Source organism: Siphonobacter sp. SORGH_AS_0500, assembly GCF_031453245.1.
Taxonomy (GTDB): Bacteria; Bacteroidota; Bacteroidia; order Cytophagales; family Spirosomataceae; genus Siphonobacter.
In genome coordinates this window covers 209,546-231,652 of the sequence record NZ_JAVIYT010000006.1, presented here as the reverse complement: position 1 = coordinate 231,652, position 22,107 = coordinate 209,546, and the positions used below count along the sequence as shown (strand labels likewise).

Below are 22,107 nucleotides of genomic sequence, written 5' to 3'. Positions count from 1 at the left end.
TCATAGAATCAAAAAAGAGAATTATATGTCGATCATGAACGAATCGAGAAATGGGTATAATTTTAATAACTATAAATAAGCTACTAGTAGAATAATCACAAAAACGATCGCATATTATAGAGAAAATTTTATATCTGCAAATCGTATTTTTTTTGCAAAAGTAGATAATTATTCCCTATTATCTACTTTTGAGCCATAATTCACTAGGCGGAAAATGATGTGGTACGCTTGGTTCCTCAGTATGCCCTCTTATGAAAATACTTAAACAATCTTTATTCATTAATTTAATGTCAAAACAAATATTATAAGTATTAATACTTATTAATTACTAATTATCATAGACAGTACTAATAATTATACTATTCTGTTAAATGATTTACTTATTTATACTAGGAAAAATAGTTATTTCTCATAAGATAATTACCAGAAGATAATCAGACCTTTGACATATCAGTCAACTAACTACCACATCATTAATTATATATAGTATAGCTCAAATGGGCAAATAATTAAGGATTCATAATTACACGTATTAGGGTGTATACATTCTGATTTATAGTGACCTTTTTCTCGTAATTAGTATCCTTCTTATCTCAAATTTTCCGCCAGATTTTTTGTAATAAAATTCGTTCAACAGATCTGTTATCATTCAGATACACTCTGTTGAAGCAGTGCTTATGTTGTTGAATTTTTCATTATTATCTAGTATACGTAATCCTTTTTTGTCCAATCACATACCTAATTTCAAAAACAATGAATACAAAAATTACGCTCTTCAAATTTGTTACTTCTTTAGTTGCGTTTACCTTTCTGGGAAATCATGTTCATGCTCAAACCGGTAACGTCGGTATCGGGACGACTTCTCCTGCTACTAAATTACATGTAGTTAGTACAGGAACCGGCGGTACAACGGTGATTCCTTCCAACACGAGCAACATTAACTTGCGGCTTCAAAACACAGGTAATGGCCAAGCAGTTATCCAGCATTTTTCCGCTTTAGATGCCTCTGGGGCGTTGAAGCAAGCCGTACTGGGTGTTAACCCTACTTTTAATAGTGGAAATGGAGTTTTTGTATTATCCCGAGATGGGTCAAATGATTTTGTACTGAATCTGACCAACGGAAATCTTGGTATTGGGCAAGGCACGCCAGCGGCTAAACTGGATGTATTGGGAAACATCAAAATCGCAGATGGCACGCAGGGGGCAAGGAAAGTGTTAACCTCTGATGCGAATGGCTTGGCCAGTTGGCAAACCTCGGGCTTCACCGCTCCTGCCGATCCTTACACAACCCCTTATGTTTCTGCTAGTGGTAGTGGTACCCTTGATTTTAATAATAATGGGTGGAATAATAATGGTATTACAGTTTTGAAATTAGATCAAGTTTCCGATGCGAATAATGTCTATGATCCTTCTACAGGAATTATAACTATCAAAGACGAAGGCGTTTATAGCTTTATAGGATTTATTTACCTTACGGTAGCAAATGCTTCTGGAACTGCTTTTGATGGATCAGGAGGAGAGCTTACTTCCTACATTCGCGTAAAATCCAACGGTGCAAGTGACTTCACAACTGTAGCTAATAGCGTATTAAGAGTATTCAAAGGATCCAGTATTCCTTTTGGCGTTAATCGATATAATGGAACAGTAAATGGAACCTTATACTTAAAAGCAGGAGATCAGATTGCTATTTTCTTCAAGACCTATGGTACAGGTAATATGGATGGACAAAACGGTAATGGCGTAAGTATTAATAAGGATTTATCCATGTTTAAGCTATTTAAACAATAGGATGTCTTTGGGCCAGAAGTATTATATCTACTATCTACACACTATTTGCATTCTTAGCTTCATACATACTAAGTAAGCTTCCAGAACACATACTTCATGAAAAAACTCTATATCAGGGCTCTGGTGCTGGGGGGGCTACTGACCAGCGGGTCAGTCAGGGCCCAACTGGTCATCGATGGCACGAATTTCTCTAACTTTGGTTACGTGAGTAATTACGATGCTTACACACAAGTAACGAATCGGGCAGGCTCCAGCTATTCGGCGGGCAACGGAGCCACCTTCGACCACTTCGAAACCGACGTGGATGCCCTGCGGGTTTTTAACCCTTACAATGCCAACGGCTCCGGCGGCAGTACCGATAACTTCAATGGGCCTAACGGCTCGGCGGGCACGATGGGCATTTCGGGTAACGTTGCTCCTAATTTCTATAATCTGGTGTTAAAAAACGGAGCTTCCAGCCTCTTCAATATTAACAACTCAGCCGGGGCCAACGTTTACAATCAGGCCACCTTTCAAAATGGAATTACCACCACGGTACGTTCCACTCATCAGGCCAGTGCCCTGCGTTTTGAAGCTAGTTCTTCTTATTCAGGAGGATCGACCGATGCCCAGCACGTCAATGGCTACGTTTCTAAAATTGGAAATACGGCCTTTACTTTTCCCGTTGGGAGCGGCAGTGACATCCGAACACTAGCCATCGCTGCTCCTGCTGACGCCGCTACGCACCTCAGCACGGCCTGGTTTCCGGGCGATCCATCCACGGTTACCGATCCTTCGGACAATGCCACTCATTCTACTTCTACAGTTACCGGTCCCATTACGTCTGTTTCGACGGCGGGTTTCTGGGATTTCGTCAAAGTGGCGGGGTCTTCGTCCCTCGACGTAACCGTTTCCATGCCTGATTTATCCGGCTTTGCTCCAGCTTCGGACCTCCGGCTGGTAGGCTGGAACGGCTCCTCCTGGATCGATTTGAGCGGAAATGCCAATGCTTCGGGTAACGCTGAAAACAGTACGTTATCGGGTACCGTTCCTGTGGGTATTAACATCACGGCCTTAGCCATAGGCAGCATCACACAATCGCCTACTCCCGTTTCCCTTATGAGTTTTCAGGCTCAGGTTCAAGCCAATCGCTCGGTGCTGTTAACTTGGCAAACGGCTCAGGAGAAAAATAATCAGGCTTTTATTCTGGAAAGAAGTAAAGATCTGCTATCCTTTGAAACAGTGGGGAAGGTAACGGATGTAGCGGGGAACTCTACCCAACTAAGCAGCTACCGTCTGGTAGATAACCAGCCTTACAGCGGCACCAGCTATTACCGACTCACGCAGGTAGATACCGACGGCAAACAGGAGAGCTTCAAGGCGGTTTCGGTAGTGATTGACGCTACCTATCGACTTTACCCTAATCCCGTTACGAATCGCACCATCACGCTCGAATTGGACGAACCCCTGACGGCTAAAATCAAGCTCTTTGAAGCTACGGGTAGAGAAGTATCTTTTGATCGAATACCTGCATCTGGCCAAAGTATACAACTTCAACCTTTAACTCAATTAAGTCCAGGCATCTATTTGCTTCTGGTACAGGAGCGGGCAGCTATTCGCTCCTATAAAGTGGTAGTACCGTAGCTTGTTATTCACCTATCCATCCCCATACTATCAAAACTGAATCTATTTATTAGTGGATTGTAGTTCTAGGAAAGAATGCTATCCTTTCCTAGACTTACCCCCCCTTTCAAGCTGTTGGCGGACAGTTAAAGTAAAGGGGGGGTTTTCTATAATTGGTAAGAATAATGTAAGTCTGCGTTTGAAATATGGACGTATGTTAGGATTATAAAATTTATACCGTATTTATTTCCGTTCCACTACGCCGGGTGCTCGTCTGTTTTTTCCTTCTTTTTTCTGTAAATCGTCCCCTAAATCTTCTCTGGCTTTCTCCGCGATTTTCTCTAGTTCTGCCACTATATCCGGGTTTTGTTCCAGCACATTGTATCGCTCGCCAGGATCACGACTGAGGTTATAAAGGGCTTTAGGGAATTCATGAGTTTCAGAAGTGGGTCCCGGTTGGCCGTCCTTACCGGGTAAGAAAGCTTCATAACTCCGACCAGGATGGGCGAAGATTAACTTCCAGTTACCCTTGCGAACAGCCTCTAAACTGTTTTTCCGGTAATAATAGAGAAATTCCTGGCGTGGGTTTTGGGCATCATCCCCCTTTAATAAGTCAACGAATTCAATGCCATCAATTTTTTCCGCAGGAAGTCGGGCTCCGGTCAATTTCACCAGTGTGGGTAAAATATCAATGGTCGAAAGCAATTGATTTGAAACGCGACCCGCAGGAATAACGCCCGGCCAACGCATAATGGTCGGTTCGCGTTGACCGCCTTCAAAAGAAGTACCCTTGCCCTCCCTGAATCCTCCCGACGAACCCGCGTGATCGCCGTAATTTAGCCAGGGGCCGTTATCACTCGTAAAAATGACTAGGGTATTCTTATCCAGCCCCTGCCTTTTTAGCTCCCCCAATATCTCCCCTACTGACCAATCCAGTTCCATTAACACATCGCCAAAAATACCTTTTTCACTTTTGCCTATGAATCGTTTGGAAGCGGCCAACGGCACGTGAGGTAAGGGATGAGGCACGTACAGGAAGAAGGGTTTATTCTTGTTTTTCTTGATAAACCCAATGGCTTTTTCCGTGATGGTTGGCGTGAGTTCACTTACTTCTTCCAGCGTTTTTATTTCCTTACCGGGCGTATTATTCTGGATCCAGTGCAGGGCCGGGTAATTCGCCTGTTTCTGCCAGGGATGCAGGGGCCACATATCGTGCGAATAAGGCACGCCGTAATAGTCATCGAAGCCCTGCTGCAAGGGCAAAAACTCCGGTCTGCTACCCAAATGCCATTTACCAAAAATCCCAGTGGCATAGCCTTTCGCTTTCAGTAATTCGGCAATGGTCTCTTCTTTGGGATTCAAACCTATGAGCGACTCTGGCCCTAAGGCCCCTGGAATCCCTACCCGATTCGGATAACAACCCGTCAGTAAAGCGGCTCTCGACGCACTACATACCGCCTGTGCAGCCATAAAGTTGGTAAAGCGGGTACCTTCTGCCGCCATTTGATCCAGGTTTGGTGTTTTGTACCCCAAAGCTCCGGTGACGGATAAATCACCATATCCTAAATCATCAATGAAAAAAAGAACGATGTTTGGGTTTTTTGAAGAAGCCTTCTGCCCTACTACTGTGTACGCCATCAATAATCCCCACCCCATCATCGATAGGAATGTTAATCGCTTAGTCATGTTGCCAGCCCGCATTTAGCGTTAATGTGATTATTCAAATCTGTTTCTTTTCGCGAAATAGGCGAGAGGGAATACCCGATTCCGCGAAAGCTCAGAACATAGTTAGGGTTTTACGACGATACTATTCAACTAAATGGATAAATGAAGTTATTTAGGCTACAAAATCCAAATCAGATTCGGTCGATTACTCTCATACCTTTACCCAATGACTATACAGGTTACTATCGATGGTGAGCATATCCACGACATTGAATCGTTTTACGAAGAAATTAATCGGGTATTCATGGCTGAAGAAGACTGGAAATTAGGAGCCAGTCTGGACGCTTTCGATGACTTACTTTACGGCGGGTATGGTATTGCCAAAGAAGCTAAAAAAGTAGAGTTGATCTGGAAGAATGCTGAGAAAAGTCGGCTGGGCCTCGGCTATGCCGTAACTAAAGCGTATTACGAACAAAAATTGCAACCTGGCTCTAGTTATAATAAAGCGTTATTCCAGGAAAAGTTACAAGATCTGGAAGGCGGTCAGGGCCAGACTTACTTTGACTTACTAGTTACAATCATTGCCGAACATACGAATGTTACCCTCGTTTTAGCCTGATCGTTTATTTTTTATCCTTATTAGGCTCTCTAAACTGTTCCCTGGTGGAGATGCCATCGCCCGCAGTCGCTCGGCTCTGGCCGGTGAAATGCGAACCCACAGCGGGTCAAAGAATACCTTCCCCTAGCGAAAACGTACTTGATAATCATCGGCCAGAGTCCTGCCAGATTATGTCGTCACTCGGCTGGATCCGAGCGACTGCGGGGAGTGACACCAATCTTAAGTAAGGTCCTTCGCTTTGCTCTGGATAACAGTAGAGGTGACAAACCCATATACTTCAGCTTAGCCGATGCCAGCTTTTCGCTGGCATCATGCGTCTAACCTTCAATGGTGAACCCCAATCCCGCAGTCGCTCGGATCTAGCCAAGTGACAATCTTGTCTGGAAGGCTTCTGGCAGATACTAGCAGGAGTGTTTTGTTTCAGAAAGCTGTTTTCTGACCTGTTTCTGATTTGTCGCATACCGGCCAGAGGCCTATAGCCAGATGGTCACTCGGCTGGAGCCGAGCGACTGCGGGGGGACATAAACCCTCTATTACCAACGTGCTTCATTTAAGAGCCTGACTTTTCTTCTTTCGTCATCCAGTTTTTTCCTTCGGTAAAACGGGCAATGAGCATGGCTGCCACCGTGTCGCCCGTGGCATTTAACAGGGTAGCCATCGGATCAACGAGCGTACCGATAATCATGGCCGGGGGCAGTGCCTCCGCCGGGAAGCCATAAGCGGCAATGAAGAGGAGCTCCCCCACATACCCTCCATTGGGAATACCACCTTCCACCAAACTGACCAACACCGTCATCCCCAGAGCCAGCAGAATCACATCAATCCCGTCAAAGCCTCGACCAAACAAAGCAAAGACCACCGCCATTTTGATGATCGATGATATACTTGAACCGTCTTTATGCAACGTAGCTCCCAGCGGGATAGTGACATTGGCAATCACGGCGGGGATGCCTATTTTCCGGGCCGCATCCATATTAGCGGGTATCGTGGCTATGCTGCTACAGGTACCGACAGCGGTAGCCGAAGGAATCAAGTTATTGATCCAGAACGTTTTGAACCCCTTTAATCCTCCGGCTAGAAAAGCGTAAGCACTGAACCCAACTACAAAATAAAACGCTCCTACCCCGTAATATAACCCCAGCGACCGGGCGTAAGCTCCGAATAATTGAGGCCCAAATACGCCCACCTGATACGCAAAGTAAGCCCCCAGGCCAATGGGCCCCATTTTCATGATAATAACGAAAACCTGCGTGAAAACTTCGTTGGCCGACTGTAGGAAACGTGTAAAAGCGGCTCCTTTCTCTCCACTCTGCAAAGCCCCAAAGCCAATAATCACCGAAAAGATAATCAGAGCCAGCATGCTTCGCCTGGATAGTAGCTGGTAGAATTCGCTGGTTGTAAATAATTGGGTAATCTGATCGGCTATGGGTTGTTGATTTACCGCCTCGGTTAAAGGGGCACTGGTTAGCTGCTCCTGGATGGGAAACAGCCAGACGGCCCCCATGGTTAAGCAGGCGGCGACCAGTACTGTTCCTAAAAACACCATCACCATTACACCCATGACCCGGCCCAGTTTCTTACCGGGTTGTAAGCCTGCGATGGCCGAGGTTATCGCAAAAAATACGAGCGGGATTACCGCGGTAAACAACAGATTCAAAAAAATGTCACCGATGGGTTTGAGTACCGCTACTTGCTTCCCCAGCAAAAGTCCGGCGATGCTACCGCAACTAATGCCGGTTAACAGCCAGATAATGCCTTTATAGTTTTTGTAAAAATTCTTCATGACTTTCAGGTAAGCTCTTCTTACGATTGATAGTTCATTACAACAATCGATTACTCAGCCCTTACGTTAGCGTTCTGACTAAACTCATACCCTTTACAAGATCCGAATAGAAAAGGGGTTCCCAACCCAGATAACCCTTTTCTATTTCCGGCGTATGATTACTGAATTAGTATTTGACTAGTAAAACACCGCCCTTGAGTAATTGCATTGATGTCATTGGTTACCGTACGAATCATCGGTTTACTTCTCAAACACCTCCCCATACATAGGCCCATTACCCCTTAAGTGCTTTACCAAAGCGTGTCTACCTGATTCGAGGCCTATATTCCCCTATGCCATTAGGAATGCTTCTTTTAGTCTTATCTTAAGAAAACCAACGCCACAAACGAAAATTTTATGAAAATTGGCATCATTGCCCATTTGAAGCATCCCATACGGAAACCGTTCATGGGAGGGCTTGAAGCATTTACCTATGACATCTGCAAACGACTGGAAAAGCGGGGTCATGAGGTAATTCTTTACGCAAGTTCCGGCTCTGACGCCGCCACCATCGTAAAGCCCATTCTGGAGGACAACGCTTATAATCACCTTACCGGAACCCGGTTTACTTCCCACGAACTTTGTCAGGATTTTATTACCACGCACCACGCTTACGTTGAGCTTATGCAGGACATCGACTTTGATGAATTGGATATTATCTTCAATAATAGCCTGAATTACGTACCCATTATGATGGCTTCGGTCGTGCGTACGCCCATGCTAACAGTTCTGCATACGCCGCCAATTTTCGAAATGAAAAAAGCCGTCAGTCGCGAGCAGTCGAGTGGGAAGATTCGTTACGTTTCAGTATCCGAAAAAAATGCCCGTTCGTGGTCAGAGTATGTCCATTCCTGTCAGGTAATCAACAATGGCATTGACCTTTCTACCTGGCAATTTTACCCTGAAAATCAGAAAGAATACATTTTATGGTTTGGACGTATACATCCCGATAAAGGATTACACCTGGCGATTCTGGCCGCCAAAGCCGCCGGTAAACGCCTGAAAATCGCGGGTACAATTAGTGATGCCAACTATTTTGAGGATTGGGTAAAGCCCTTGCTTGACGATACCACAGAAATGGTAGGTCATTGCACACCTGAAGAGCTTAATGTGCTGATTGGCAACGCAGAAGTATGCCTCATTACTCCCTGCTGGGATGAACCTTTCGGACTGGTCGTGGCCGAATCGCTGGCTTGCGGAACGCCCGTAGCCGGAATTTCCCGTGGGGCATTACCTACATTGTTAAGTCCACAAACGGGTTGTCTATCCTTCTCTACGAACCCCGAGAGTTTAGCCGCCTGTATTCGGGAAGCCGCTCAGTTAGACCGTCAGGCCTGTCGGCAGCGGGCCGAAAGTTTTTTTGATGTCGAACGCATGGTCGATGCTTACGAAGAAACTTTTCTGGAAATGATTGCCCAGCATCAAACCATTCCGTATGCCGTGTAACGTAGCCTTTTACATTCACCATCACGGAGCAGGACATCTCATGCGATCTATCGCCATAGCTGAGCAGTTAACAGACTGCTCCGTGACTTTTTTAGGCAGTCATTTAAGAAAACATCAGTCGCTCATTCCCGATGGTATTCAATGGATTGATTTACCGATGGATACTGCCCAGACTAAAGACATTCATTACCAGCCCGGCCCAGACGTTGGGTGTTTGCATTATGCTCCTCTGGCCGTTAGCGGGCTAAGCAAACGGATGGCCATGCTCACGCAGTTTCTGGCTTCGAGTGAGCCACTGATACTGGTTGTAGATGTTTCTGTGGAAGTTACATTACTGGCTCGATTACTGGGGATTCCTACACTAGTTATTCGTCAGCACGGCTACCGCACCGACTTAGCTCACCGAACGGCTTACGAAAGTGCCCAGCTATTAATTGCTCCCTATCCAGATTGGATGTCTGATCCGCAGGAAACATGGATGGAGAAGAAAACCTTTTACTCGGGAGGATTCTCCCGATTTACTTCCCTAGCCAAACCCTTGACTGAAGAGGTTATTCCTCGGCAGGTCGCCGTTTTGCTTGGTCAGGGAGGGAATTCTTTTAACGAATCTATCCTTCTGAAACTGGCTGATCAATGCCCTGATTATCAATTTCATGTATTGGGAATATTGCCATATGAAGAGGCTACGGATAAGCAAAATCTAGTCTTTCACGGGCGGGTAGATCATCCATTACCCGTATTAATGCGTTCTGAAATCGTGATTGGAAATGCAGGACATAATACCGTCATGGAAATGGCTGATTTAGAGAAAAAATTCATCTGTATTGCCGAAGAACGTCCTTTCGCCGAACAGCAACACAAGGCTTCATTTCTACGGGCAAAATCACTGGCTATCACTATCTCGGCAGCAGATTTACCCACTACTCACTGGCCTACCGTACTGGCAGAAGCTCAGGAATTGAATCCGGTAAACTGGGAGGGCACCATCAACCCCGGTGCCTTAACAGACCTCGCTTTAGCCATAAAAGAGCAGTGGAATCTCATGTACGCTTACGACTTTAAAGTCTCTTGAATTTCAGTGATTGAAGGTAATTTCTCAACCGAAATCTGATCTTCGGACCAGGTTATGTAACCCCGTTTTTGAAAAGCAGCCAGCCAACCTTCCATGGGCCAGAGCTTCCACTTTTGATAAAATTGACGGGCATTCGAAACGATGGATTCGAGATGATTTAAGGGAGGCGAATAGCTGGGATGATACTGGTGATAGGCCGTAACCGGAAGGGTTATTAACTCAATACCCCGGTGTCGGGCAGTGAAAGAAAAATCGGTGTCCTCGGCCCCGTAACCCGTAAAACTTTCGTCAAAACCACCAATGGTATGAAATACCTTCCGACTGCATCCAAAATTCAGGGACCAGAATAGTTCATAGGGGAACTGATCAAATCTACTCCGTATGGGATCGGCTTGGCTATAGCTCTCCAGATGCTCTAAAACGTCTGGTTTTTCGGTATTCGCCTGAGTTAGATAACGAACTTTTCCCGCGTATAATACGCTATCTTCCTTTTCAAAGGCATCGGCATACATGCCCAGTAAGGATGGACTAACGATGCAATCCACATCAACCAATACACAATGGTCATGTTGGGCGAGGGAGAATGCATAATTCCGGGCTTTAGCCAGAGGCAAGGTTTCTTCCGAACGAAGTTCTACACAACGTATAGGAAAGGACGTAACTGGAAAATCTTCCGCATAAGCACTTTCATTCATATGAACAATCACTAGTTCAGCTGGAGGAATTTCACTGTTTATTAACCCACGAATAAACTGTAACAACGCATTTTTTCTTCCTTTAACTAAGGTTAAAACAGAGATAGATGGCATGAAAATGAAGATTCTATTTGAATGAAATACCTTTAAAAGAAGAGTGCCGCACCTCCTTCTTTCGATCAGGTCCTGACGAAAAGCCGAACTATCGCCTTAACGATCTACCAGCAAAGGTTAAGTGATGATCTACGCATTGCCTAAGTCAATCAACTACCTTTTCGCAGACATCTTTAGGTTATATGTGAGCATTCCTATCAAAAGACATTTTTTCTACGCTAAGATCAATGTGCCATTAGTTTATCCCTTTTTTAGTCAATAGTATAGCATTTTTTACCTCTTTCCTCCCCACCTAAAAGATGGTATGAGTTTTGTATACGATGTGATTAGCTTATCTAACTCATTATTCTCATGAAAAATACGACAGGTGCTGAACCTACCTTCAAAACAAAAACCTCTCCCTCCGCAGAACCGGCTTTACAGGAACTTTTTGTAGATGGTTTACGGGATATTTATTGGGCTGAAAACCACCTGGTTCAAAGCTTACCAAAGATGATTGCTTCGGCTACTTCTGCCCAGTTAAAAAAAGCCATTGAAGAACACTTAACTCAGACAGAAACCCACGTGAGTCGTCTGGAACAAGCTTTTGAGTTACTAGGTGAAAAAGCCATTGCCAAAAAGTGCGACGCGATGGAGGGACTTACCAAAGAAGGCGAAGGTATCATTGAAAGCACCGATGAAGGAACAGCCACTCGGGATGTGGGAATCATTCTGGCTTCGCAAAAAGTTGAACATTACGAGATTGCTACGTACGGTGGCTTAGCTCAACTGGCTCAAACGCTGGGTTTCGACGAAGTTTCTACTTTATTAAACCAGACGCTGGAAGAAAGAAAAAAAAGCCGATGCTTTATTAACCGAAGTAGCCGAAAGCGACGTGAACTACAAAGCTTCTCAGGAAGCCTAACTCCCTACTCCCTTTTATTACACAACGAGCCAAATGACCAATAAGAATAACCAGCCAGGAAACGATAAAATCGATAATCTGGCTCCTCATACTGAACAATCGTCAGGCGAAAAAATGACGACCAATACGGGTCTGAAAATCAGTGACGACAATAACTCTTTAAAAGCGGGCGACCGGGGTCCTTCACTGCTGGAAGACTTCATTTTACGCGAAAAAATTACCCATTTTGATCACGAACGGATTCCTGAACGGGTGGTACACGCCCGTGGTTCGGGAGCTCACGGTGTTTTCAAAGTGTATGAGTCCATGGCTCACCTGACGAAAGCCCAATTCCTGAATGATTCTTCGCTGGAAACGCCCGTTTTCGTTCGTTTTTCAACGGTAGCCGGTTCGCGGGGATCTACGGATCTCGCTCGCGATGTCCGTGGATTCGCCGTAAAGTTCTATACGCAGGAAGGTAACTTTGATCTGGTAGGCAATAACATGCCTGTTTTCTTTATTCAGGATGCCATTAAATTTCCCGATCTGATTCACGCAGTGAAGCCGGAGCCTGACAATGAAATTCCCCAGGCCGCTTCTGCCCACGACACCTTCTGGGATTTTATTTCGCTCATGCCCGAATCAGCCCATATGGTTATGTGGGCCATGAGTGACCGGGCCATTCCCCGCAGTTACCGCATGATGGAAGGCTTTGGTGTACACACCTTCCGCTTCGTCAACGCTGAAGGCGTATCCAGTTTTGTTAAATTTCATTGGAAACCTTTGTTAGGCGTTCATTCCGTTGCCTGGGACGAGGCTCAGAATATTTCCGGAAAAGATCCTGATTTCCACCGCCGTGACTTGTGGGAGGCCATTGAAAGTGGTCATTTCCCCGAATGGGAACTGGGCGTTCAGATTGTGGCGGAAGAGGATGAATTCAAATTTGATTTCGATTTACTTGATTCAACCAAAATCATTCCCGAAGAGTTAGTACCCGTGCAGCGAATTGGGAAACTGACCCTAAACCGCAATCCCGACAACTTCTTTGCTGAGACCGAGCAGGTGGCTTTCCACTTAGGTCATGTGGTACCAGGTATTGATTTTACGAATGATCCCCTGTTGCAGGGACGTTTGTTTTCGTACACGGATACGCAGTTACTGCGATTAGGCGGCCCTAATTTTCAGGAAATTCCCATTAACCGCCCGATCAATGCTGTTCATAATAATCAGCGGGACGGTCATATGCGTCAAACCATTAACAAGGGAAAAACGAGTTACCATCCTAATTCCTTGGGCGGTGGTTACCCCGAACAGGCTTCATCGGCGGAAGGTGGCTTTTCGAGTTATCCCGAACGCATTGAAGCACGGAAAGTACGGGCCCGCAGCAAAAGCTTCCTGGATCATTTCAGTCAGGCCCGGCTGTTCTTCAATAGTCAGTCCGAGCCCGAAAAAAACCATATTATCGATGCCCTAAGTTTCGAGTTAGGGAAGGTAAAAACGGTTGCGATTCGCGAACGAATGGTAGGCATCTTATCATTGATCGATAAAAATTTAGCCGCTGAAGTGGCCTTTGCTTTACGCATTCCGGTTCCGCAAGATCCTGCTTTACCCGTGAATCACAGCATTCCGGCAGATGCCGATCCTGCTGATTACGATTCCGTTATGGTCGAAGGTTCACTGACGACATCGGCCGCCCTGAGTATGGCTCATACCATTAAAGACAGCATCAAAACCCGTAAAATTGCCTTCCTGGCCGCTGATGGGGTGGATGAAGCCTCTCTGCAAACCGTTAAAAGCAAACTGGAAGCAGAAGGTGCGGTAGTAGAAGTCATTGCTCCGCGACTTAATTTCATCTTGTCTTCCGCAAATACGGAAATTCCAGTAGATCATAGCTTCCTAACGGCTGCTTCCGTGCTATACGATGCCGTTTACGTACCCGGTGGAACGAATAGCGTGGCTACGGTAGAAGCGGATGCGGATGCGATTCATTTTTTGAATGAAGCCTTTAAGCACTGTAAGCCCATTGCGGCTCATGCCTCCGCTCTTCAGGTGTTGGAATCCACCTATTTTGCCAAAAAACTACCCGCCGATTTCTCGGAAGAAACGGTCTTGCGGGAAGGTTTGGTAGTAAGTGATGACGCAAAGCAACTGGCCGATTTGTTTACAAAAGCCATTGCTCAGCATCGTTTCTGGGAGCGAGAAAAACCAAGAAAAATTCCAGCCTAATCCCTAGAGTAACCCTAAGGCCCCGCACGATTATTTTCGTGCGGGGCCTTGTTGCTTCAATATCTTCTCAGAAGTAGAAGCAGTCACGTAATTATGAAATAGTTTTTGCCTTTTAGGCTATGGGCGACGTTTACAATGGTTGGGCTTTAATGGTGTGACTGCATTTTCTAATGATTCTTCTGTGGAATGGGGCAGCTTTGAGGTTTTTTTTGTCTGAATGCGGGGTTGGTGGGAATCTGCCTTTTTATAGGAATGAGATGGAATCTTGTACCCATGAGGAACCTAACAGTGCACCGAAGTCCCCGGATTTCATCCGGGGACGCAATATTTACCAACAAAAACTTTCCCAGGACTAAGTAAGGTCGCAAGAACAATAAGATCCTTCGCTTTGCTCTGGATGACGGGCTTGGAGGATAAACTAACTCTCGTATTATTCCGCAACTATGCAGTGTGTTGCGGAATAAAGATGGTTGTGAAGAGTAAAGACCGATGTATGGTTCTCCTAGTTATGCCTCTTGGGCCTGTAGTAACTCTACCGCTTCCTGATTATTCTGCTGTAAAGCCAGATCAAGCACGGTTAATCCTCTTACATCCCGGATGTTTTTATCAGCTCCGTAGTGAAGTAATAACTTTACGATTTCATTACGACCGAACATGGCCGCAAACATCAGGGCAGTTCCGCCATTGCCGTGTTGCAGGTTCAAGTCCGCTCCCTGAGCAATCATTAACTCTGCCAGATCTGCATACCCTTTGAAGCTCACCCCCATCAAGGCTGTATTACCCCCAAAGTCTTGAGCATTAACATCGGCTCCCGCCTTAATTAATAAACGAGCGGCTTCAAACTGGTGGTTATAACAGGCAATAATCAAAGGCGTATAACCCTTGGAATCCTGAGCATTAACATTGGTATTACGATCAATTAATTCCTGAATAACCGCCATTTCACCCAGTCGGGCGGCGTGAATAAGGACGGGTTCAAGACTGGTAAGGCCGGCAATGGTAGATTCTGTCATGAAAGGTTACTGATTTATAGCGTAAGTCTGTTCAACTTTTGTATAAATACCATACCAGCTTTAGAAGTTTGATGTAACTAGAAACTACTTTAATCTAACGAAACTTGCCATTACCCAGAATTCATCAATACCTATAAAAAGCCCTGAGTAAATATTTATATCGTAACTCAATTACCCCAGCCTTCACGCTAACTACTTAGGCACCTTTTTTTACCTCTCAGTTTTAGAAACAGGAATTTTTAAAGCCGCCTTCCTGCTTTACTCCCTTTCCCAAATCTGATTTCGTGCTATTCACTATAACCGATTGACCGATGCGTCAATTTAACCCCGAGAAGTTTATGTACAATCGTCGAACCTTTATTCAAACCGTTTCTCAACAGGTAGCCTATTCAGTGCTGGCGGCTAATGGACTTTATACCTTATCTAGTTGTGGAAATTCGGCTTCTAAAGAAGAAAAGAAACAGGCTGAAAAAGATAGTGAGAAGAACAAAGGTAAACTGGGCATTGCTTTGGTGGGCCTGGGGAAATACAGTGAAGAACAACTAGCTCCGGCTCTGAAAGAAACCCAAAACTGTTACCTGGCTGGAATCGTGACGGGTACGCCGGATAAAATCGATAAATGGAAACGCAAATACGACATTCCTGATAAAAATATTTACAGCTACGACAACTTCGATTCGATCAAAGATAACCCGGACATTGACATCATTTACGTAGTGCTTCCCAACAGCATGCACGCCGAGTATACGGAGCGTGCCTTCGCCGCCGGAAAGCACGTTATCTGCGAAAAACCCATGGCTCTAACTGTTGAGGAGTGCGATCGCATGATTGCGGCCAGCAAGAAAGCGGGCAAAATGTTATCCATTGGCTATCGACTTCATTTTGAGCCTTATAACGTAGAAATGATGCGATTGGGAGCGGATAAACCTTTCGGATCAATCAAGTCGCTGAAGGCCGAAAATGGCATGAATGGAACCGAAGGCTGGCGGCTTGATAAAAAGTTGGCGGGTGGCGGCCCCCTTCCCGACGTAGGCGTTTACTGCATCCAGGGTATCCGGTACACGACTGGCATGGAACCCATCGCCGTACGAGCTCAGGAAGGCCCCAAAAAGGATAAGGAAATGTTTAAAGAGGTAGAAGCTTCGCTGAGTTGGCAAATGGAAATGCCCGGTGGAGTGATCGCTCATTGCAAAAGCAGTTACGAAGAAGACATGAATTTGCTGAGAGCCGACGCCGAAAAAGGCTGGTTTGAACTATCGCCTGCGTATCCTTACTCCGGCCAAAAAGGCGAGACTTCGCAAGGTAAAATGGATTTTCCCAAAGTCAATCAGCAGGCTTTGCAAATGGATAATTTCGCCCAATCTATCATTGACAAACGTCCCACGCCTGTACCCGGAGAAATGGGTCGGCAGGATGTGAAAATTATTAATGCCATTTACGAGGCCATGGAAACCGGCAAACGGGTGGTTATTCCGGCTTAATATTTTTTTTTATTGATTAATCCTTTCTCACTCACGTAAACGCTCTATGAAAAAAAGTCTTACCCTTTTGGCTGGTGCTGCCTTGGTATCCGTGCTGGTATCGAGTTGCAACCGAGGTGGCGGTTTTTGGGATGCCATGATTCCCGAAACGGACGAAGATCCGACTTCTGCCCAAATTACTGGCTATGTGTTTCGTCCGGCTCTGGTGTCGGCTTCGCCTGAACGTGTTCAGCAGTTGAAAGTTCCTTCCGGTTTTTCGGTGAATATATTTGCACAGGATTTAGGCATGCCCCGAATTCTGGCCGTGGATAATAACGGTCACGTTTACGCTTCCGATCGGCAGGCGGGTGTAGTTATGTTGCTAACCGATTCAAACAACGACGGTGTGGCTGATCTAAAACGAACCGTGGCTACGCTAAAACAGGCTCACGGTCTGGCTATTAATGGTTCAAAAATGTACATTGCCACCGTTACGCAAGTATTCGTATCGGATATTGCCGCTGATGGTGGACTGAGTGAGCCGAAGCTCATTAAGGATAACTTGCCAGACGGCGGTCAGCACCCGAACCGGACGCTGGCGTTCGGTCCAGATGGCAAACTTTACCTTTCCATTGGTAGCACGTGCAACTCTTGTCCCGAGCCCAACACCATGAATGCCACGATGGTACAGATGAACGCGGACGGTTCGAACATGAAGATTTTTGCGAAAGGGCTGCGTAATACCATTGGCTTTGGCTGGCACCCTGAAACCAGGGAGTTCTGGGGTATGGATCACGGCATTGACTGGCTGGGCGACAACGATCAGAAAGAAGAAGTCAACCTGATCAAAGAATCCGCTCACTATGGATGGCCTTACATTTACGGCGAAGGAAAATACAACCCCGGCACCCGTCCACCAGCCGACACGACGTATCAGCAATACCTGCAACTTTCCACCTTACCCGGCTTATTGTACCAGGCTCACGCGGCTCCCATGCAGATGTCATTTTATACCGGCACTAAATTCCCTCAGGAATACCAGGGAGATGCCTTTGTAGCTATGCGAGGAAGCTGGAATCGCAGTCAGCCTTCGGGTTATAAAGTGGTTCGGATGCACTTTGAAAATGGCAAACCCACCCGTTTCGACGACTTCCTGACTGGTTTTCTGGTAGATAACAACCGCTCGCATTTTGCCCGCCCTGTGGGTGTAGCAGTTTCCAAAGACGGATCTTTATTAGTTTCGGATGATACTAACGGGGTTATCTATCGAGTGAATTATCAGTAATGGTGTAGTTTTCAAAAATCGTCGGTAAAAGTAAATTCATTTTTACCGACGATTTTTCATTAATCTTACGCATGAAGATAAAGCCATCGGAGACGTTGGCTTTTTATGTTTTCTAAACGCTCTTGTAATAAGTGAACGATTATGGCAATTTTTCACTTATAAGAATGTATATTTACCATCATTAAAAACAAGCTCATGCAAGTCTCCACTCCCGTTACTCATCTCATCCAACAAGCCCGGCACGGGGTATTACGGCGGCGAGTGGATGAAATTGCTCGTCTGATTGGCTTGAGTGATAAAGAAATGGCTCACATCCTGAACATGTCCGTTCGGAGCCTACACGGAAAAATGGATTCCGAACGCCTGAGTCTGGCCGCCAGCGAACGGCTATTACTACTGGAACGCCTCATCAATCATGCCTTGCATACCTTTGATGGCCGGGCAGAATTGGTCAATCGCTGGTTACATACGCCTCTGGCGGAGTTATCTTATTCCGAAGAACGGGTAAGTGAAGCATCCCCGCTACAAGCTATGGGTTCTTTTCAGCAGCCCTCAACGACCTATACTCCCACCGAAAAAACTTCGGATGACATCCCTCAATCCCCGCTGGCGATTTTAGATACCGTCTCAGGATTTTCGCTCGCAGAAGATGTTTTAGGCAGAATTGAGTGGGGTATTTTAGGATAGACCAATGCAGGTGTTTCGAATCAACAAAGAGCCTTATCACGTCGATCCGCTTTCAACCATGGGCAGTTACCGCTACGGAGGCCGCTGGAATCCAAAGGGTATGGGTATACTTTATACAAGCAAAACTCCAGAATTGGCATTGCTCGAAACGCTGGTGCACCTTCCGGCCCTGACGCTTAGCGAAGTGCCCCAACTGTGGCTAAGCACCATCGAATTACCCCAAATTCCAGAAAGCATCTTCTGGATGGATCCCTCCAAACTACCCAGCTATTGGAGTTCCGGGCCTTTGTCTTCCACGCAAACGATTCTCAAGGAATGGTTATTCTCGCCTTTTAGTCTGGCCCTAGCCGTACCTTCGGTTATCATGCCCGAATCTTATAATCTATTGTTACATCCCCAACATCCCGCCTACGCCGAAGTTAAAGTAGTTCGAAAAAGGCTGCTTTCGTTGGATTATAGATTGCGTTGATAACTACGAATTTTATCTTCAATCATTAGCAGGGGACTTACCCTCTTCCGAAAGAGAATTATCCAAAGTGATAACAAAACACACACCCGGAAACTAATCCGGGTATGTATGACTCACCACTACTTGTTAAAGTAATGCCCCAATTTCAGGTCTTCTAATAAACCCAGGTGCGTAGGATTCCAGCCCAATTCCATCTTGGTTTGCTCCGCCGAAGCAGGGTTATCATAGGTAATGAATCGGCTCATCCAATCAAAATGACTAGAAGCCTCTTCCGGGGTTATGGAGACTACCGGAAGATTTAACTCATTCCCAATAACTTCGGCAATATGTCGGAGCGGAATGCCCTCATCGCCAATGGCATTATACCGACGGTTCCCTTTTCCTTTTTCAAGGATAAGTCGGTAAAGCTGGGCCGCATCCCGTCGGTGCACGGCTGGCCAACGATTGGTACCCTCTCCCACATACGCTGAAACGCCTGTTCGTCGGGCGGTTTGAATAATGAAAGGAATAAATCCCTGATCGCCAGCATCATGAACGGAGGGGGGTAGACGAATAACCGAGACGTTTACGCCGTTCTCCGTTAAACTCAGGGCCGCTACTTCAGAAGCCCGGGGAAATCCCGAAGAAGCATCGGCTTCGGTAGTCAGATTTCCGTCGGTTCGGAGCCCTAAAATTCCTCCGGTAACAATAAACGGACGATTAGACCCCGTCAGCACGGAACCGATGGCCTCGATGGCACGTTTATCCGTTTCGGCGGCAGCAAGGTACTGGGAAAAGTCATGAATAAAGGCGGTGTGAATGACACCATCGGCTTCAACAGCCCCTTTTTTCAGACTATCGAGATCTTCGAGACTTCCCCGTACGACTTCAGCCCCGGCATGAAGCAACGCCTGAGCTGAGCTTTCAGAACGAGCCAGTCCTACGACCTGATGTCCTGTTTCTATTAATTCCTGAACGATGGCGGAGCCAATAAAACCGGAAGCTCCTGTAACAAAAACTCGCATAATTCCTTTAGTTCGTATTAGAATTGAATACTCTCGTTTACCTCAGCAAAGGTGGCCTAATCACTCCCCCGAAAACGAGGTCATTTGACACAAATTTCACCAGTAAGCCATTTCCTACGATTTATTGGTCATTCGTATAGGTACCCGTTTATGAGACAGACATCCGCTAATTTTGAACAATACATACGCTCATTTGAGCAACTACAGGACCTTGAAATTGAGAAGATTACGGCTTCCTCCAGCCTACTTCAGTTACGAAGGCACCAATTATTATTGCGGGAAGGTGACATTTGTCGGCACAAAATATTTGTATTAAAAGGCTTGTTAAGAATGTATCGGGTTCGGGCAGATGGCACGGAGTCCACGATGCGGTTTGCAGCGGAAAACAACTGGATTATTGACCATGAAAGTTATATGAGTCAGCAATCTTCCCATTACAGAATTGAGGCTCTGGAAGATTCAAAAGTATTGATCTGGACGCGGGAAACGATGGAAGAGTTATTTGAGGCCATGCCCGTTTTCAGGTCGTTTTCTGATCGGTTACGGGAGAAAAGCATGAACGATAGCGTGCAACGGATTTATATGAACCTGAGTTATACCGCCGAGGAAAAATACGAAGACTTCATGAAGACCCATCCTGAGATATTCCGAAGGATTCCTCTGCATCTGGTAGCTACTTACCTGGGCGTCTCCCGCGAAACCCTGAGCCGCATTCGACATAAACAGCACCGAAATAAATAATTTCTATTCGTTGGGGAGCCGCCGCATAAGGGCTTATTAACTACCGCTGAGCATCGAGTAGCTTTCGGTAACCTACCCAGCCCAACAGCCCGATAAGGGCTAGATAACTCAGGAATGAAAGCCAGGTATTACTCCAACGATAATCCTTGTATTCCCGTGGCGGGAAAGTTGGGATGGCTTCGGCATCTTTTACGTTAAAGGTATGATAGGTTGATTCATGGGCCATTTTGGGGTAATAAAACTGCTGGGTTTGCTTACGGAACTGGTCTACGTCCCGACTAAAGGTATTGAACTGGTGCCAGTGCGTGCCAGACAAAGCCGAAAGCTCTTCCTGCATCATCAAAGCCGGACTGATGAGCTGAAAGGCCCGAATGGCGGCCTGTTGCTTTTCAATTTGTCCGTATAATTGCTGCTCGGCTATTTCAGCCGCCGCGTCTTTAATTTCCTGACTTTTATAGACAATAACCCCATACCCATACACCATGCCGGGCGTGACAATCGAGGCCTGACGAATCTGGGTTCGGGGGTTGCTAAAAACTTCTTTCGTTAATAACTGACCGTCTTTTTCGAAGTATTTATTTACTGCTTTTCGCTCTTCGTTGGTTTGGGAAATCCGGCTGGGAATGGGGTAAGCCTGACTGAGCCCAATTTGTAATACGTTTGGAATGAGGATTCCTGTAAAAAGCCAGAGGAAAATCAAAACCATGGCGTTAACCGTCGAGGGCATTGAAAAGCTGTTCACCAAAAAGGATAACGCAAACCAAAAACCGAAGTACATCGAAACGAGAACGAAGGTCCACCACCAGTTTGAGGTTAGCAGAAAACTACTCCCCAGCAGCAATACCATCATAGGAATAACTAGCAGCCAGAAAAGACTGGTAAAGAGCAGGTAACGAATGCTCACCCGCAATCGAATCAGGTTGGCAATGGACTGATTACTGGTCTTTAATAATACCCAGGTGCCCTGCTCTTTTTCAATGGAGAGTACATTATACGTAAAGACAATGATCAGTAGCGGGAATAAATAAATGACCACAAAGGCAAAGTCAAAATTACCGATGAATTGCAGGAAGCTATTATCGATTTCTCCTTCGTAAGTCAGATACTGTTTCTTGTTAATATAGACCTTATAGTAAAATGGCTGAATATCACTTTGCCCGACGTTAATGGCCTGTAAAACAAAAGGTTTCTTAACAGCAAATTTGGGACCTTCGTTACGGGCGGTGTTATACGCAAAGGTAGGATCGTCCCAGATGAAGCCCGGATAGACCCTGTGGTTGGCCTCAATCCGGCGAATCCGGGTTTTAAGACTGTCCAGCATTTCTGCCTCGTGAGCCTTGATTTTACCAATCGTCTGTTCCTGTTTCCGGTACATACTATTCCCGATCCACAGGGCCGAAAGTAGCATCACAAGCATAATGGCAAAGAGAGCCACCAGCACTTTATTCCGCGATAATATTTTCAGTTCAAGGTCTAATACGACCCTAGCAATGGATAATTTCATGCGTTGTGCTAT

18 protein-coding genes are annotated in these 22,107 nt (G+C 45.8%); 12 read left to right on the top strand and 6 right to left on the bottom strand.

What is annotated here, in order from left to right; all coding sequences use genetic code 11:
• Window positions 1-753: 753 nt before the first annotated feature.
• Entirely contained in the window at window positions 754-1,788 is a 1,035-nt protein-coding gene (locus QE357_RS22525) for a hypothetical protein (RefSeq protein ID WP_309712787.1), read from the top strand.
• A 96-nt stretch (window positions 1,789-1,884) separates the two neighbouring features.
• Window positions 1,885-3,411: a T9SS type A sorting domain-containing protein gene (locus QE357_RS22520; RefSeq protein WP_309712784.1), complete on the top strand. Its 1,527-nt coding sequence runs from the start codon at window positions 1,885-1,887 to the stop codon at window positions 3,409-3,411.
• 222 nt (window positions 3,412-3,633) lie between these two features.
• Here QE357_RS22520 and QE357_RS22515 read toward each other — a convergent pair whose 3' ends face one another.
• Window positions 3,634-5,046, bottom strand: a complete 1,413-nt coding sequence (locus QE357_RS22515) for a sulfatase (RefSeq protein ID WP_309712789.1) — start codon at window positions 5,044-5,046, stop codon at window positions 3,634-3,636.
• Between the two features lie 235 nt (window positions 5,047-5,281).
• On the opposite strand from QE357_RS22515, the gene QE357_RS22510 reads away from it, so the two are divergent.
• A complete protein-coding gene (locus QE357_RS22510) occupies window positions 5,282-5,674 on the top strand; it encodes a barstar family protein (RefSeq protein WP_309712781.1) in 393 nt (130 codons plus the stop codon).
• Between the two features lie 550 nt (window positions 5,675-6,224).
• Here the strand turns inward: QE357_RS22510 and QE357_RS22505 are convergent.
• Entirely contained in the window at window positions 6,225-7,457 is a 1,233-nt protein-coding gene (locus QE357_RS22505) for a dicarboxylate/amino acid:cation symporter (protein ID WP_309712778.1), read from the bottom strand.
• Window positions 7,458-7,853: 396 nt separating this feature from the next.
• On the opposite strand from QE357_RS22505, the gene QE357_RS22500 reads away from it, so the two are divergent.
• Both QE357_RS22500 and QE357_RS22495 read left to right on the top strand, forming a co-directional pair.
• On the top strand, window positions 7,854-8,942 hold the full coding sequence (locus QE357_RS22500) for a glycosyltransferase family 4 protein (RefSeq protein ID WP_309712775.1): 1,089 nt from the start codon (window positions 7,854-7,856) through the stop codon (window positions 8,940-8,942).
• Entirely contained in the window at window positions 8,932-10,014 is a 1,083-nt protein-coding gene (locus QE357_RS22495) for a glycosyltransferase (protein WP_309712772.1), read from the top strand. Before QE357_RS22500 ends, QE357_RS22495 begins: the two co-directional genes overlap by 11 nt.
• Here QE357_RS22495 and QE357_RS22490 read toward each other — a convergent pair.
• The gene (locus QE357_RS22490) at window positions 9,993-10,823 is read right to left on the bottom strand and encodes a glycosyltransferase (RefSeq protein WP_309712769.1); all 831 of its coding nucleotides are present in this window, start codon (window positions 10,821-10,823) and stop codon (window positions 9,993-9,995) included. The two genes, QE357_RS22495 and QE357_RS22490, sit on opposite strands and share 22 nt — an antisense overlap.
• A gap of 351 nt (window positions 10,824-11,174) precedes the next feature.
• Here QE357_RS22490 and QE357_RS22485 point away from each other — a divergent pair, with 351 nt between their 5' ends.
• Window positions 11,175-11,771 carry a ferritin-like domain-containing protein gene (locus QE357_RS22485; protein WP_309712765.1) on the top strand — a complete coding sequence of 199 codons (597 nt, stop codon included), beginning with the start codon at window positions 11,175-11,177 and terminating at the stop codon, window positions 11,769-11,771.
• The gene (locus QE357_RS22480; protein WP_309712763.1) at window positions 11,761-13,932 is read left to right on the top strand and encodes a catalase; all 2,172 of its coding nucleotides are present in this window, start codon (window positions 11,761-11,763) and stop codon (window positions 13,930-13,932) included. Before QE357_RS22485 ends, QE357_RS22480 begins: the two co-directional genes overlap by 11 nt.
• Before the next feature lie 506 nt (window positions 13,933-14,438).
• Here the strand turns inward: QE357_RS22480 and QE357_RS22475 are convergent.
• The gene (locus QE357_RS22475; RefSeq protein ID WP_309712760.1) at window positions 14,439-14,945 is read right to left on the bottom strand and encodes an ankyrin repeat domain-containing protein; all 507 of its coding nucleotides are present in this window, start codon (window positions 14,943-14,945) and stop codon (window positions 14,439-14,441) included.
• Between the two features lie 311 nt (window positions 14,946-15,256).
• On the opposite strand from QE357_RS22475, the gene QE357_RS22470 reads away from it, so the two are divergent.
• The 4 genes from QE357_RS22470 to QE357_RS22455 all read left to right on the top strand — a co-directional run bounded on the left by QE357_RS22470 (window position 15,257) and on the right by QE357_RS22455 (window position 18,846).
• The gene (locus QE357_RS22470; protein WP_309712759.1) at window positions 15,257-16,426 is read left to right on the top strand and encodes a Gfo/Idh/MocA family oxidoreductase; all 1,170 of its coding nucleotides are present in this window, start codon (window positions 15,257-15,259) and stop codon (window positions 16,424-16,426) included.
• Window positions 16,427-16,472: 46 nt separating this feature from the next.
• Window positions 16,473-17,690, top strand: coding sequence for a PQQ-dependent sugar dehydrogenase (locus QE357_RS22465; RefSeq protein WP_309712756.1), 1,218 nt, complete (start codon window positions 16,473-16,475; stop codon window positions 17,688-17,690).
• Window positions 17,691-17,885: 195 nt separating this feature from the next.
• Window positions 17,886-18,377 (top strand): antitoxin Xre-like helix-turn-helix domain-containing protein, encoded by a 492-nt coding sequence (locus QE357_RS22460; RefSeq protein ID WP_309712753.1) that lies wholly within the window; start codon window positions 17,886-17,888, stop codon window positions 18,375-18,377.
• A gap of 4 nt (window positions 18,378-18,381) precedes the next feature.
• Entirely contained in the window at window positions 18,382-18,846 is a 465-nt protein-coding gene (locus QE357_RS22455) for an RES family NAD+ phosphorylase (protein ID WP_309712750.1), read from the top strand.
• Between the two features lie 119 nt (window positions 18,847-18,965).
• Here the strand turns inward: QE357_RS22455 and QE357_RS22450 are convergent, their stop codons facing one another.
• Window positions 18,966-19,850: an SDR family oxidoreductase gene (locus QE357_RS22450; protein WP_309712746.1), complete on the bottom strand. Its 885-nt coding sequence runs from the start codon at window positions 19,848-19,850 to the stop codon at window positions 18,966-18,968.
• A gap of 150 nt (window positions 19,851-20,000) precedes the next feature.
• Here QE357_RS22450 and QE357_RS22445 point away from each other — a divergent pair, with 150 nt between their 5' ends.
• Window positions 20,001-20,591, top strand: a complete 591-nt coding sequence (locus QE357_RS22445; protein WP_309712744.1) for a Crp/Fnr family transcriptional regulator — start codon at window positions 20,001-20,003, stop codon at window positions 20,589-20,591.
• A 40-nt stretch (window positions 20,592-20,631) separates the two neighbouring features.
• Here the strand turns inward: QE357_RS22445 and QE357_RS22440 are convergent, their stop codons facing one another.
• Window positions 20,632-22,095: a DUF3526 domain-containing protein gene (locus QE357_RS22440; RefSeq protein WP_309712741.1), complete on the bottom strand. Its 1,464-nt coding sequence runs from the start codon at window positions 22,093-22,095 to the stop codon at window positions 20,632-20,634.
• Window positions 22,096-22,107 lie beyond the last annotated feature (12 nt).